At 39.3% G+C, this 15,181-nt stretch carries 9 protein-coding genes; 3 read left to right on the top strand and 6 right to left on the bottom strand.

Annotated features, from left to right (window positions below; genetic code table 11):
• Position 1: 1 nt before the first annotated feature.
• Genes ABFU83_RS17545 through ABFU83_RS17530 form a run of 4 tightly spaced genes read right to left on the bottom strand, consistent with a single transcriptional unit; the run spans position 2 to position 7,871 of the window.
• Positions 2–688, bottom strand: coding sequence for a hypothetical protein (locus ABFU83_RS17545; RefSeq protein WP_347067840.1), 687 nt, complete (start codon positions 686–688; stop codon positions 2–4).
• 6 nt (positions 689–694) lie between these two features.
• Positions 695–1,249 carry a hypothetical protein gene (locus tag ABFU83_RS17540; RefSeq protein WP_347067839.1) on the bottom strand — a complete coding sequence of 185 codons (555 nt, stop codon included), beginning with the start codon at positions 1,247–1,249 and terminating at the stop codon, positions 695–697.
• Between the two features lie 11 nt (positions 1,250–1,260).
• Positions 1,261–7,350 (bottom strand): hypothetical protein, encoded by a 6,090-nt coding sequence (locus ABFU83_RS17535; RefSeq protein WP_347067837.1) that lies wholly within the window; start codon positions 7,348–7,350, stop codon positions 1,261–1,263.
• Positions 7,347–7,871, bottom strand: coding sequence for a hypothetical protein (locus ABFU83_RS17530; RefSeq protein WP_347067836.1), 525 nt, complete (start codon positions 7,869–7,871; stop codon positions 7,347–7,349). Before ABFU83_RS17530 ends, ABFU83_RS17535 begins: the two co-directional genes overlap by 4 nt.
• Positions 7,872–8,434: 563 nt before the next feature.
• Between ABFU83_RS17530 and ABFU83_RS17525 the strand changes: the two genes are divergently transcribed.
• From ABFU83_RS17525 to ABFU83_RS17515, 3 genes are read left to right on the top strand one after another with little or no spacing between them, the layout of a single operon-like run.
• On the top strand, positions 8,435–8,632 hold the full coding sequence (locus tag ABFU83_RS17525) for a helix-turn-helix domain-containing protein (RefSeq protein WP_347067834.1): 198 nt from the start codon (positions 8,435–8,437) through the stop codon (positions 8,630–8,632).
• Position 8,633: 1 nt separating this feature from the next.
• Complete coding sequence (locus tag ABFU83_RS17520; RefSeq protein WP_136403711.1) at positions 8,634–8,969, top strand: HipA N-terminal domain-containing protein; 336 nt, start codon at positions 8,634–8,636, stop codon at positions 8,967–8,969.
• Positions 8,962–9,906 carry a HipA domain-containing protein gene (locus ABFU83_RS17515; RefSeq protein ID WP_347067832.1) on the top strand — a complete coding sequence of 315 codons (945 nt, stop codon included), beginning with the start codon at positions 8,962–8,964 and terminating at the stop codon, positions 9,904–9,906. The genes ABFU83_RS17520 and ABFU83_RS17515 overlap by 8 nt, the downstream gene beginning before the upstream one ends.
• A 52-nt stretch (positions 9,907–9,958) precedes the next feature.
• On the opposite strand, the gene ABFU83_RS17510 is transcribed toward ABFU83_RS17515, so the two are convergent.
• Complete coding sequence (locus tag ABFU83_RS17510) at positions 9,959–10,789, bottom strand: hypothetical protein (RefSeq protein ID WP_347067830.1); 831 nt, start codon at positions 10,787–10,789, stop codon at positions 9,959–9,961.
• Positions 10,790–10,795: 6 nt separating this feature from the next.
• On the bottom strand, positions 10,796–15,061 hold the full coding sequence (locus ABFU83_RS17505) for a hypothetical protein (RefSeq protein WP_347067828.1): 4,266 nt from the start codon (positions 15,059–15,061) through the stop codon (positions 10,796–10,798).
• Positions 15,062–15,181: the final 120 nt, after the last annotated feature.

The following is a 15,181-nucleotide window of genomic DNA, read 5'->3' as shown; positions in this document are numbered from 1 at the left end:
TTTATAATGTTATAGCCTTATAATTTTTTAATTTACCGGTAACGATAAACTTTTTGTCTTTAACCGTAAAAAAATCCTGTTGCTTGATTTCCTTGCATTTCGAATTCTTTTGATAGCGTACTTCCAGTTTTGGATTTTTTATTTTTGTTTTCTTATTCTTGATCACAAATTCTTTTTCACCCACAAAATAAAACTCCTGTTTTACCAGACTGTAATCGGTTTTATTGATATAGATGATCAATCGGTCCATGGCAACCTGGGAATACTTTCCTGATTTTAGCTCACAGATATAATAGGTTTTATCCTGCTTGAACGAGTAATCCGGAAATAGTTTCAGAAACGATTGTAAGGCAATGGGCGAATTGTTGTTTTCCACTTTACCAATCTGCAATATTTTTTCCTCATGGTTGATCATGATGTTATTCGTTCCGAAACTGGCAAACTCATTATCTTTAATTTGCTGGTAGCTTACGGTATTATTTTTATAGATCGTTCCGGTATAGGTCTCAATCGGTTTGGTAGCCGTAGCCGTGCTATAAAAATTATAGGTTGACTGATAACAATAACTTTTTTCGGATTTATATTTTTTTTCAACCTTATCAAACAGTTCTTCCACCGCTTTTTTCCCCTGCGAAAAAGTAGGCAGTGCCATAACGAACAGTAAATAGAATAGTAGCGTCTTTTTCATGAGCATTTAATTTTGTTTAATACTGTTACTTCTTGTTTCCTGTATGGTAAACACTCCTTTTTCGGTTTCTTTTTTAACCCGGATCAAACCGCCTTCCAGATCGTATTCGTAAAAAGTGGCGTAATTGTTTTCATCGAGTTCAGCCATCAAACGTTGGGTTTGTTCATCGTAAACAAAACTTTTCATCGATCCGTTATACGGGTGAAAACGGATGTCATCAAAATAGCATTCGGTAGCGGTATTCGAACAAACCAATTCGATTTCCAGTTTTGGAACCGTAGCGGGTTCAAAAATAATGTCCACATCACCAGTAATCAGTTGCCAACCATCGATGATCTCACCAACCGGATGCAGGGTTGCCATCAACGGTGCCGATGTATTGGTCAGACTTATTTTAATCGACCCGGTGTAGGTCAATTGTTGCGTGGGATGAATTTCTTTAATCCATCCACTTACCACATATTTACCCGGAGTGGGTTGAAATGAATTCGTAAAGTCGGAATACTGTGCATTTAGTTTTACACTAACCAATAGCACAAAGAATAGAATATATCGTATCATCTGAATGTAATTTAAAAGTTAGTGCAAGTATCTGCTGCTATAGTATAAGTTGAATCTCCACTATTACGACAGCGAAGACGTACACAACAAGTCGTATTCCCCATACTCACCGTTAACTCTTGATAGCTTCCTAATGAGTTCGATGGAGGGGTCTGACCTGGAACTGGTAACCCACTAGGGAATGACCCCGACACACAGATATATACTATTCGATTGTTATTCGGATCTACTGTAATATTAGTAATGTCTATCGGATCGGAATTAGGACCTATATAACTGGCTATTATATCGGTAGCTGTAATAGCTGCCGGGAATGTTAGCTTTACTCTTCTTATGGTTTCTCCTGAACAACTTCCTTCTGATCCTACTATTTCAAATGTATAGGCACAATTTGCCGGATCCGTACTAGGCGGCGGCGGACAAGTCTCCTGGCGAACAGAAGCCGGAGCGGTAATCATTTCCCGTACTAATTTAACCGACTGACCCGTGGCTACTTTGATACTTCTCTTTCCGGTGTGCGAATGATTTGTCGAATAGTTTGTATTAGTCCCATTAAAACTAAAATGCGGTGGATTTACACTACTTGTTCGGCGTGTTTCTTCAAAACCATCAAACCCCATTTCCGAATATTTTGAATTCGAAGCCACTGCCATCGGCAACGTATAATTATAGCCATATTGCGCGGCGCTATATCGGTTTAAAGCATCTTTATTTTCCAGTTCGGTTCCATACGGGCTGTATAAGGTGATACTACTCGCACTTTTCCAATTGGTCGTATTGGCCGTCCACAAACCATTAGCATATATATAAAACGGTACAAACTTCGCAAAGAAACCTTCATTTCTTGGATTGTTTACCGAAGTCGTTGCTGCATTTCTACTCGTTAAATAGGCATACGATTCCTGAGCTCTCCAATCGCCTTTGATGTTCCATAGGTACGGATTTACCCGTACCGCATACGGATAATTCGGATTCCCTTGTCCGTCAACAGCGCCACTTGTCGCAGGATCCGGATAATATGGTAAATTATGTTCCGATTGTGGTTTCCAGTAATCGTTATACACCACGGCACTGGCATTTAGTATTCTAGGGTTCGTACCTGACGTGCCATCATACTGTAAAACACTCTGATCCAGAAATCCGATCTGATTCCCAGCATCTGTTATCGTAATCGGATTCTTCATCAATGTTATCGATGCCATCGAAGCCGCCTGTAAGTTTCGATACCCGGAACGCATAATTTTAAACGGAATACTACTATAGGCGGAACATTTATTAAAGTAATTGCCATCTTTATCCATTAAAAGAATTCCGGTATTGCCATTAAAACCAACCACCCAAAGTCGGTTAACAAATAACGGCGTCGATGGAGCGGGAGCGGCAAGCCCCTGCATTTCACCTTCGACAGGCTCCAATGAAGTTGCGTTTTTAAGATATAACTCATCTCCCAAATGGAAATACTTGGTTAAATCGACCCCAACACCAAGCCAGAAATACGGTTTGTTAGTTGGTGAAGTTGAACCTTCACCCACATTATCAGCCGTCGCATTCGGATTAATTTTTAATTCCCCTTCAAGTCCAATATTGGTACTCGCCAATCCCATACCGTCGTATTTCCAATAGGCCGGATAGGTGAAAGCATAATATTGATCGTTATATTCATTCGTGGTTTGGGTCAGGATCACATCTCCGGAACTCGCATCCCAAGCTAGATTTTTGGTCGAAACCGTCGATCCTAAATCGTAGGCAATTTTCTCTACCAATATTCCGGTTTTATGTACGTGCTTTGTAGTCACAGCTGTGCGCAATACACTTTCATTATACGAATATTTAGGAAGTACGGTCGTTACAAAACCAGGATAAACGAACAAGATAAAACCAGCTAAATTTCCATCGAAACCAGCTACCTCCGATTCGGAACGGCTTTCGTTAAAATCATTGATCATGTCATAATCCACGCCGAGTAATTGTGGTTTTACTTCACCTTTTTCATTAATGGTTTGTAAATTATTCTCCAGATTACCGTTTGCATCAACATTGTATTTATACTCGACTTTCGAAATCGGTTGCGTATTTCCTTCGGCATATACCTCCTGCGATTTTATTTTTCCATTCATGTCGTTGGTTTCGACCGAATACCCTTGTGACATGGTTAAATGGCTACGCACCATCACACTAACCAATTGTGTCACAAAACCCAAAAGTTGATTCGGACTTGGAATATCACTTTTCACATCCGGATCGGTAAAGTCTACTTTTGTAGGGAAATCGTAGGTCGTATAATGTCTGGTAACCACCATTCCGGTAGCATGTCTTTTAACTTCTTTATTGCCTTCTTTTCGAGGCAGGTTTTGCACCGTTACCTTCGAATAGGTTACCCGTGGCGCCGGGAAAAAGTTTTCCCCGAATGGTTTTTCCACATAATTGTTTTCTTTTGGCGCCGATATGTTTTGCGCATAACTACCATTTTTAGGATATAACGGTTCTAAAAGTGCATTTTCGGCACTTCCGTTTGGTTCGTATGTCGCTACACCACTTGATTTTTTATTATTACCCTTACTATCACCATCATCATCATACGAATACGTCTGACCATATTCCATACTGGACAAATCGGTTCCTCCGGATGGCGTACTAGTCAGCATCGAACCCCATTCGTCACTCAAACGGATGGATTTCACCCGCAGACCACCGCCTAGTTTTCGTCCTTTAGGATTTTCCAATCGGATCCAGGATTTATCGGTTTTAAAAATTCGGGCACAACCTTTTCTTTCCAGTTCTTTGTTCGGTCCATCAAAAATTTTGCTAATGGATTCAATACTACCCAACAGGTCGTTTACGATAGAAACAAAATTGGTATTACTATTATCGCCACCGATACTGTATACAATTCGGTTTAAATAGGTTCTACCAAAACCCCAACCGGTTTTCGCAATCGGATTTACATTTTCAGGACCACCAGAACCATCCCGGTTTAATAATTTTAACGGAATGGCGACTACCTTTCCATAATTATTAATGTTAACCACATTTATTTTTTGCGTATCCGTTTCTCCAATCTCAAAATACCCGGAAACATATTCGTATTGCGAAGCATTCGCTGTCATATTCATTAAAAACCGGAATTGAATCGCTTTGTCTAAATTTTCCCGCAAATAATTATGTACAAAATCCTCTCGTGTATTGATTCCACTGGCATCATCAAGCTTTATATAAATATATCGCTTAGGCGTGGTGGTATTGCCGTCATATAAGGTATTCGTGATATCACTTGCCCCGGGGTTCATTTCGCGTCCTGCACCGGCAACCTTAAACATCTGCATCGCTCTTTTATTTTGAACGTACTGATAATCGTCACTTTCCGTTTCGATAGCAATCACACCACCCGATGGCAGCTGAACCGATTTTAGCGTCCAGGCACCGGTATTCTTGTCTGCCAATTCCTTATTACTTTGTTGCACAAAAGGATATTCGGTATTGGACAATGCGGAATTAAGATTTCCACTTCCGGCCGGATTCACTTTATAATTCCCCCAGATATCAAAACCTTTCGGATCGTAATCCGGGTTATTCTCAGGATCGTTTGTAATGGTATAATTATCCGGTTTGTTTTTTGATTTTTCCAATCCGTAATGAAACACATACGGCGTATACCTTCCCATGTTGGAATCGCGGTAGGTAAAAAACACCCGTTTCAACGTTAGCTTTCCTTTTGCCGGAGCCAATGAGTTTGGTGTGTTTTTACACAACGAATAATCATAATCGAAATGGGCAGTTTTAATCGGCTTGATAGCACTGTTAATTCCCGGATCGAAAATATCACCCGATGCATTGGTTACTTCCGGTCTGGAATACAATCGGATGGATTTGATTCGTTTCATTCGTTCTGTACCGGCACCGCCCTGTTCTCCCGCAACTCCTACAGCATCCAGTCGGTCTTCCAAATCAAAGAAAGCCACATGTGTTTTGGTACTGATTTTATCCAGATACGTCAACTCTTTAATCCCGTAGAGATAGGTTCCTTTTTGGTCGTCCTTATGTGAAATCAGTCCTTCGTTATACGTAGCCATATTTGCCTGGAACGGGATTCGCCACTTATAATTGTTAACCGTTTTATAATCGAATTTTGTAAACGTTCCCAAATCGTTAAGACTTGGGCCGTTGCCATCCACATCCTCATAATCGGCCGATAAAACTGAAGTGATCAAATAACTATGCGCATACGGCGGCGTTGTAATTTTATTCAGGAATTTATCACTCCGACTCGTATGATTCCCTGAAGTTGTACCGTTATAAGGCACCAATCCGTTTGTGTTATTTCCGGTTTGGCCGGAAACATCAAAAGTGGCTTCCACTTTTCTCATGTTATAGGCTGTTCTTCCATATACATAAGTAGAACCATCGGTTTGTACCACTTTAATTCCAGCGGTATGGTGGACTTTGGCACTGTCGTTTTTGATCACAAAAGGATCGCCTGCCGTTTCTTCGGCGGTTACTTTATGAACCAACTGATTTCGCAAATACCGTTTGGTTCTTTTAATTTTCGAATCGAAAACATGGGACACTCCGTTATAACCTTCATAATATCTATTAGTCGTCATTCGGTTTCGGGTCCCCCCGTCCAATCCGATTCGCAAGGCTTTTGCCTGATGGATTTTATTCAAATAAATACTTTGTTCCGGATCGACTACCATACTTCCTACCAATTTGTAGGTTACCGGCTCATATCCCAACGCTTTTGTATCGGTACTGCTTTCATTAAAATATTGCAGTACGTTATTATTGTTCACCCAGCCACCGGTACTGGTACTGGACGGCGTCACTTTAAAGTCACCACCCACGTGTGCTAAATTTCCAATTCCAACTTCAAGTCCAAGACTGGCGCCATCGCCATAATCCGTTACCCTGTCGTTATAAAGATAACTCACCTGAGAACGGTACGGACGGAACATTCCCGATACCCCTTGTCCTTCGATATTATAGATATCGTAGGTATAGTTGGTTACTGGTAAAGCCGTTGTATTTTCGGTAACGGTTCTTTCGTTTTCACGGTTAAAGTCCATCACACCCGCCTGACTTCTTTTGTATTCGGTATTTTCATAACCAAAAGCCTTTTCTTTTCGGTTTCGGTATTGTGAAGCCACTTTCTGATAGGATCCATAACCCGTTATTTGTCCCTGGAACTCCGACAAGAAGAATTCACTACCAAAAGCACCATTAAAAGTAAAGCTGGTATTTTCGAAACCTACCCGTTTACTTGGCGTATAGCTCTGATCGTTAAATGAAACACTTCCCCCGAAACTTCCACTTGCAGTTTTTTTTGATCCGCTTATTATTTGTCCCGTCGGCAAGATCAGAAAGGCGTTTTTAAATCGTCGTACGCTTCCCGACATATTAAGGTTCTCTACCCCTTTTCTGCTGTTAAATCCTAGCCCTACTCCTACATCTCTTATAGTGGTGGTATTTTTAGTTTTGTTGTGTGATTTCGCGGAAATACTAACCGACGGAGTCACACTAGCACCTTCGGTAGCGGAACCTGAGAAATTTAAACCTACCGCTACATTTTCACTTAAAGCAAAGTTGAGTCCGAAGGATGGTTTAAAGGTAATTCCTTCATAATTGTTGTATTGCACACCAAGTCCTACTCCGGGTTTGAAAGCGTCATAACCCGCAAAAGCAGCATTAAAACCAAAATGGGTTCCCACGGTAATATTATCTCGTAAGTCGTTTTCATACCGAACCACATCGCCTCTAAAATCATCCGGTAATCCACGTACCTGTCGTTCGATTTGTCCAACGTTTAGATTCCATCCAAGACCTACCCACGATGCTTCCTGATCGGTTGTGATTCCGGCATTATAGGATAAGTTTAGCGGATATCCGCCTACATCCATAATCGGGATATTATAATTAAAATCGCCACTGGTCAGATCCACCATATCCGAAGTTCCTATAGGCGTAAAGGAATTAAACTCGGGTTGCGACGGACCACTGGTTAAAGCGTACATATGGATGGGTTGCGTGATTTCGACAAACATCATCAACGCTAAATACCATGCGACAACTTTAGTAAACTTGCTGTTTCGGATTTGTTTTATCATAAGGCTATTTCTGTAAATGGATCTTTAAACTGGAATTTCAGGGTACCTTTTTTAAAAAGGTTATCTTTATAAATAAGTTGAATTTTGGCATTGGGATCGATGTTCGAAAAGAATAACATCACTTTCTGATAGGGAGTGATTTTATAACTTCTTTCGAATAAGGCTGCCGAACACGGAATGGTATCTTTTTGATTGACCACAACCATAAAATCCTTTTCAATCGAAAACGACATGTATTTCACACCATCTTCATAGGAAATACCGGTATTTTCGGAATCTAAAATATCTTTTTCATTTTCCTGCTGGAAGGTAAATTCAATAACCCGTTCCCGTTTATTGGTTTCATAAAGGGAATCGACAAGAATCAAATTCTCATTTCCTTTATCTTTTAACAGGTAATACTGAATGGGAACTTCGGTTGCGGTAAAGTCCATTTTATCCACTTTCTGATTGTAGACTTTGGATTTCCAACCTATTTTTTCAAGGTTAAAGTAACGTTCCCGGATTTCGGAATCGTCCATGCTTCCCTTTTTATCTTTAGCACAAGATAAAAGCAGTAGTAAAGAGAAAGCAGTAAAAAAGGTTTTAACTATTTTCAAGGCTTTAAGGTATAACCAGACAATTACAATTTACTTGTAGGTTGTAAAAATTGACCTTTCTCTGGGCACTGAAAGGATCAAACGGGCGCAAAAGTATTATTTTTTATATAAAGAATGTTTCTATATTGTAGCGAAAAGCTTATTTTTTCATCAATATCAACTAAAATTATGATTTATAGCACTTTATAAAAATCACTTTAAAGTGATTATTTAAACAATGGGCACGATTTTACAACGAAAACCATACGGCTTGTTACACCACTCTTTTTTCTTTAAAAAAACACGAAATGGCTTATTTTTTACAAACCATATCAATAAGGCAAGGTGAATATTTTACCCGGTAATAATTTTCTGACGTGCCAGATGTCAATTTAAAAAGATATTTTATACGCAAAAACATATAATTAAATCCGAAAAAGCTTTTTTATATCTAAAAACATATAATTAAAATATTTTCAGTATCTTTATATTCAAAAGCATATAAAATGGATTCAATAGCTGATTTTGTAAAAAAGAGACGTAAACAGGCCGGACTTACGCAGGAGGAGTTTTCATTGCGAGCCGGTGTCGCTCTAACGGTGGTTCGAAAAATAGAACAAGGCAAGGATAATTTAAGTCTATCGAAGGTCAATCAGGTTTTAAAAATGTTCGGGCATGTAGTAGGCCCAATTCAGAAGAAATAGTATGAGAGAGGGAATTGTAAAATACAACAACATCGTAGCCGGTTTATTACAGGAGCTTGACAATGGGGAATATGAATTTAAGTATGACGACACTTATATCAAAACATTTCCTGATGCTTTTGTCTGTTTTACGATGCCGGTGCGTAAAAATCCGTACCGGAGTAAGACGCTGTTTCCTTTTTTTGACGGTTTAATTCCCGAAGGGTGGCTGTTAAACATTGCTTCGGAAAGTTGGAAAATCAATAAAAATGATCGTATGGGACTCCTGTTAGCCTGCTGTCAGAATGCTATTGGAGCCGTAAGTGTTCACCCAATAAATCCAGATAAAAATGCGTAGATGTCTTTATTGTTATCAGGAATTAGACTCTCTGGAAGGTGATTATCATGCCAAATGTAACAAAGCCTTTTTTGGATCAAACGAAGCACCAATACTTCCTTACCGACTGGAAGACATGGCAAAACTGGCCAAAGAAGCCATTGAACAATCGGTAACCATTCCCGGAGTTCAACCTAAATTATCGTTAGGCTATATTCAATCGGAATTAGGAAAAGGACATAGCGGACGTTTAACCATCCTGGACGCACTGGAAGGAAACTATATTCTAAAACCTCAAAATCCGGATTACAAACAGATGCCTGAAAACGAACATGTATCGATGAAACTAGCTGAATTGTTTAAAATTGACTGCGTTCCCTCCAATATGATTCATCTGGTTTCCGGTGAATTATGCTATATCACAAAACGTATCGACCGACCAGCACCCAACACTAAAATTCATATGATTGATTTTCTACAGATTTTAGAATTGGAAGACAAATACAAAGGAACAATGGAACGGGTTGGAAAGACTATCGGTGATCTCTCAGTAAATACTTTACTTGACAAAGTGCGTTTTTTTGAATTGGCTTTATTCAACTTTATCATTGGGAATAACGACATGCATTTAAAAAACTTTTCTATGTTTTTGTCGGACATTGGATGGGTATTGTCGCCAGCTTATGATTTACTCAATGTAAAAATGATTTTACCAAAAGACGAAGAAGACACCGCGTTATTTTTAGGCGGTAAAAAAAGTAATTTTAACAAAATGTATTTTGACCGGTTTGGTGCTATTTTAGGGCTAAATGAAAAGCAGATTCGTTCTGTTTACAAACGATTGGAAAAATGGCTCCCAAAAGCGATACAACTAATTGAAATTTCTTTTTTAAACGAGGAGAAAAAAGCAAAATATATCGATTTGATAACACTACGTACCGGCTTGTTTTTGGGTTAAAACATAAAAAAGCGAAGCTTGAGCTTCGCTTTTTTATCAAAATAAAACAATTTTATGCATTTAGTGCTTTTTCCAAAGCATTACATCTTTCTTTAAAGTAGGATAAATCTACATCAGGAAACAATTTTGGAAAACGCTTGATGATATTTTTCATTTGATGTAAAACACCTTCGGCTGAATAGGTAAAAGTACCTTCTCTAAATTTATCTGCAAATGGATGTGGGCCTTCTAAATATTTCTCATCATATTCTATAAAAACAGGTTTAAAATTTCCAAGCTTTTTTACAATCTCTTCGGTGTCTATATAAAAATACTGCCAATAATACACCGCTTTACAATCAATCATAGTATTGTAATACTCTTCTAAACTCATTTTCATTTCAAACCAGATTCCCGAATCATAAAAATAAAGTGGACAAGGATAAACGCCTTCTTCACGAAGTAAACAACCGAAAGTACCATCACTACCGTGACCCGATCCATTAATATAATTCAATTTAGGTAAAAAAGTTTCCCATATAGCTTCCGCTTCTGGTTGCGGATTATTTTTCCAAAAACGCTGACCATCATTATAACGTTTCCAAAAATTAGAACGTGATGATAATGCTGATGAAAAAGTATGCAACTGAAATCCTCCCCATAGATAATTCTCATCAGATTGATCGGTGACAGCATCCCAATCAAGAGTTAAGGCTCCCAAATCTTCATATTTCCAGTCCTCATTTGGAATCCTTACTTTCAATTCGTCATAAACTTCTCCAAAGTTTTCTTCATAGTCACGAAATTTAAGCAATCTTCTATTTTTCTCTACATTATCTCCCTTAACAGAAACAAAAGCATTGTTTTTTAAATCGTTAATAAAATTCTCAAATTTTTCCAACATACTGTTTTATTTAAATTCAAAAGTTATAAACTCAGGTGTCATTTTTATCATTATATCAACAGATGCAATACCTTCTACTCTTTCCGCATCTTTGGAACTTCGATTTAATGAATAATATTCTTTCATCCTGGCTTTAAATTCAGCCATACTCCCAAACGGACCATAATCACTACGTTCTTTAGCGACTGCTTTAGCGAAGTTAGCATTTAATTTTAACTTATCAACTAATAATGTCTCTCCCAGATCATTAATATTATATGGTATGGCAGGTCTACCTTGTGTAAATTCAACTTCACCTTCTTGAGTACGAGCTCCTTTGGCATCATATTGTCCTTCACTGTTTTTATATTCTCCCCAAGCTACTGTTATTTTTTGCGGGAAGTATTGTTCTCTTTCATCTTTATCAGCACTATAATAACTATTAACTGTAGTTTTATACCACATAATACTATTTTTCTTTTCAAGTACTTGCTTACCTTCTCTCTCAGCATCTTTTTCCATTCCTGAATTCATTACCCTTGTAATTGGCACTAAATTCCATTTCACTCCCGGACCGTGTATATTATCATTAAGTAAATGACCTCTGATATAAATATTTTCACGTATCGTTCCTTCGGTATAACTCCACCCAAGCGGATCCTGATACGGGCCACTTCCTTTAGTATTACCGGCTATCCAAGTTAATGGAGCAGCCTCAACCATTGAAGGTCTACCCTTAGAATCTTGTTTTGAAATTACATTAGTTTTTACGGTAGTTGGCTCTATACCATCATCAAACTTAATCATTTTAAACAATTGAGCTAACTTATGTAAAATAGTATCTTGTGTTATATTTTGCTTTTTGATCGCTTCATCTTTCTCCTTTATTTTAGCATCATTTTTACCATCAGTATTTTTATCGGATAATTTTCTACGGTCTTGCTCCATTTTCCATAATGTATTATTCGCTGGCAAAACACTAGCATTATAATAGTTAACACCATCTGTCACTGCTTTCTTTTCTACAGGTGTTTTAGCTACTTTTTCAGCATTCTCCAAATGTTTTAAAACATGATCGTCTTTACTCTGCATATAAAGCTTTGCATTTTCTCCCTCTCCTTTAAAGTGTAATGTGTGCTCCACGTTTTCGACATTTTTAAATGGTACTACATCATTCCATGATTCAATAGTATCGGAATTGGATTTAAGCTGCTCTTTTTTATCCTTTATCTTCTCTTCTTTGGTCTTTTCCTCTTTTTTACCAATCCCCACTTTTCCAAGCAACGCTTTTCCTTTTTCCTTCACAAAATTCCAGAACTTGGTAATTCCGTTTACAATACGCTGGCGGATTTTATGAATCACACCCAACACTTTGTCGGCTAGTCCGCTGATACCTAATATTGAGGCCAGCAATCCGATTAATACCGGGATGGCTTTGGCCAATGCATTTTCGATCGATTTGGCTACAGCGCCCACTTTACCGCTGGCAATAGCCGAAATACTATCCATAAAAGCACTGATCAATTCGGCAATCTGTGCGGCACGCTGTACGAAGAATTTCACCACATCGATAATCGCCATAATCGCTTTTACAAAGGCACCAACCGGCGACAACAATCCTAAAATCCACTTGATACCCGCCTGGATAACCTGACTCTGGATGATGTCCATAATGGCATCCATTACCGTTGCTTTAATATCCTGGAACTGGTCTTTCAGGTATTCCCAAAGTCCTGCGATACCGTCTTTACGTACCACCTGTACAATCTCAACTCCGGTTTCCAATACTTTCATCAACGGTTCCCCCACTACTGTTGCTCCAATGGAACGAATTCCGCTCCAGGTCAGATTCAACACTTGCATCGTAATTGAGAAAATACCTTTTAACGAGAAGATATCGTCCGGCATCGTAATCGTAACGCCTTTGGCAGCTCCGGTTAACCAGGCAAAGAATCCGGTTTGAAGGTGCGTCCAGATGTTTGTTGTAAAGTTGGAGAATCCTTGTCCGACACCCGCAATAAGGTTTCCAAAGAATCCGATTGGGTCCATGATGATGGCTCCTACTACCTCAACCACTTTTGCCAATAGGTTCGTCAGCGTATTTTTCACCTCAATAATAAAAGCAAAAACACCACTTAAAGCACTTAACGCCATACCCACCAAGCCTTTATTCATGGCTTTTAAGTTTTCAATTCGGGCATCGATTGCTTCAATGTTTTCAACATATTTCTTCGCCAATACATCAATAAGGGCATCTTTTTTATTGTCGACATCTTTTTCAAGCGCATTGAATTTACCCTGAATTTCGCTAATTGCTGCGGCTCCGAGTTTCTTTAAGCTTGGTGATAAAGTGTTGACATAATTCTGTACCTCTTTCTTACCGGTCGCGATTCTTCTTTTTGCCGCATTTAACTGATTGGCTACTATATTGGCAATTTCGTCAATATAGGTATCCATTGTTGAAACATACTTTTCTTTTCCGGTCACAAAGTATTGTTCTACTTCCTTCGGAAGCCCTACCATAGCATCTTTGACACGCTTTAAGTTTCTCCAATCCAGCCACGAATCGCCATAACGTCTCTTTTTATAGGCTTTCATCTCCTTGTCTACGTGCTTTTCAAAAGCAATTTTTGCGGCTAAACTTCCTGCTGCGAATTTTTTAGCAACCGTATCATCAAGACCGTCTAAAATACCTTTAACATCCCCTTTGGCATCGTTATAGATTTTGTTGATGTTATCGGCAATTTTTTTACGTTCAGCGGTGTCTTTAGAGGCTGTTTCTTTCTGGTTACCCAGCACTTTATCCAATCCGCCTTTACGGGAACCATGCATTCCGGCAATTTGCTTCGCGGCTTGTGCCTGTGCTTCGTTCTGGGTTTTGTTTAGTTTCTGATTTTCGTCTATTCTAAATTGGTTGGTCGCGGCCTTACTTTGCTCTTTTGCTTTGTTTTTCTCGTCTAAAGCCCCTTTGAATGACGGTTCGTTAGAATTGGCAAGCATTTGATCGGTAACGCCATGTTCTTTCATTTGGCTGTCGATGCTATCCGTTTCCGATTGAATTGGTTTTTCAATATTGGTAGCCTCTCTTTTTGTTGGCATTGCCTTGGCCGCATTAACACTACCTGGTGCTTTACCGTGTTCCGGAATTGGCATTTTGGCAACATTTCGAACAGGCTGTTTTGCCGTATCCGGTTTTTCAGCTGTGGTATTCTGGATACTTCCCGAAGCAGCGTTTTTCTCTTTTTTGACAGAGCCCATTGCCCGGTCATTGACCTGCTTGATGTTGTTATTTTTTTCGAATTTATCGGCATCTTCTTCGTTTTTAGGAAGCTGTACCTCATCAATTTTCTTTTTCAGTTCGGCTTTAAAAGCGGCAGCACTAAATAGCCCCGGCTCCTGTGCGCTCATTTTATTTACCTGACCGGCTTGTGCCATACTTTGGCGTTCATTCGACGGTGAAGGTGCGGCAGCTTGCGCAGCTTGCGATGCCTTACTTGCTGGTCCGTGTTTTCGCTGTGCTTTTGCTGTTTCGACAACCTGCCCTTGCATCTCCATAAAAACAGGATTGGCAGTAGCTGTTTTCGGTGTTGTATCCGCGACTTCTTCTGTTGCTACTTTATCTTCGGCTGCCTCATTTTCGCCATCTTTCTTATCCGATTTATCAGCTGCTTTTATAGCAGGAGCTGATTCCGATGAAGCACCAGCATCACCTGAGCTTTTTGCATTCGAAACGTCAACCAGCTTTTCATCGGTTGCTTTTTGCGCCGTTTCAGCCAACTTGGGATCAGCCGGTTTGGCACCCGGTAATTTTGTCTCAGCCGGCTTTGCTTCTGCTGTCGGCTTTGCTTCCGCTGCTACAGCATCGGTTGGTTTAGTTTCCTCTGGTTTAGTTTCCTCTGGTTTTGTTCCTTCCGATTTTACGTCGGTGGTTTTTGCATCGTGATATTCTCTTAATTCATTAATTCCCAGCGTACTTCGATATTCCATTTCTTTCTGCCTGGTATCGGGATGGTTTAATTCACCTGTTGTTCCCATACTTGCCTGAAGCTGCTGGTATTTTTGTTCGGAACCATCGGAATACGCAGGATTGGAGCCGTGAACAGCCGGAATACTTTTGTTTTCGGACTGTGGGCTACTTTTTTCGGTGCCGGTTTGTTCATTTTGAGCCACCGATTCCTGCGTTTGAAAATTGGCATTCTCCGTTTCGCGCAGAGAAAAAGGCGAATTCGCTGCCTGTTTCTCATCTTTCTTTTGCGCTGCTTTCTGCGGATTACTCTCTTTCTCTGCGTTCATTGTTTACTAATTATATTGTTTCCTTTATTTTATGATATCGTCAATGCCATACAAAGTGTAATCGCAAGGATTACACTCCATATAACATTTTATTCCGGAAAAAATCGGTTGGTTCTGATT

The organism is Flavobacterium sp. WV_118_3 (assembly GCF_039778605.1).
GTDB lineage: Bacteria > Bacteroidota > Bacteroidia > Flavobacteriales > Flavobacteriaceae > Flavobacterium.
Note: the sequence above shows the minus strand (reverse complement) of the source record. Positions and strands in the feature narration are given on the sequence as shown.

Coding starts and splice junctions, on each gene's coding strand:
- ABFU83_RS17545 (WP_347067840.1), bottom strand. CDS start 688: ATGAAAAAGACGCTACTATTCTATTTACTGTTCGTTATGGCACTGCCT.
- ABFU83_RS17540 (WP_347067839.1), bottom strand. CDS start 1,249: ATGATACGATATATTCTATTCTTTGTGCTATTGGTTAGTGTAAAACTA.
- ABFU83_RS17535 (WP_347067837.1), bottom strand. CDS start 7,350: ATGATAAAACAAATCCGAAACAGCAAGTTTACTAAAGTTGTCGCATGG.
- ABFU83_RS17530 (WP_347067836.1), bottom strand. CDS start 7,871: ATGGACGATTCCGAAATCCGGGAACGTTACTTTAACCTTGAAAAAATA.
- ABFU83_RS17525 (WP_347067834.1), top strand. CDS start 8,435: ATGGATTCAATAGCTGATTTTGTAAAAAAGAGACGTAAACAGGCCGGA.
- ABFU83_RS17520 (WP_136403711.1), top strand. CDS start 8,634: ATGAGAGAGGGAATTGTAAAATACAACAACATCGTAGCCGGTTTATTA.
- ABFU83_RS17515 (WP_347067832.1), top strand. CDS start 8,962: ATGCGTAGATGTCTTTATTGTTATCAGGAATTAGACTCTCTGGAAGGT.
- ABFU83_RS17510 (WP_347067830.1), bottom strand. CDS start 10,789: ATGTTGGAAAAATTTGAGAATTTTATTAACGATTTAAAAAACAATGCT.
- ABFU83_RS17505 (WP_347067828.1), bottom strand. CDS start 15,061: ATGAACGCAGAGAAAGAGAGTAATCCGCAGAAAGCAGCGCAAAAGAAA.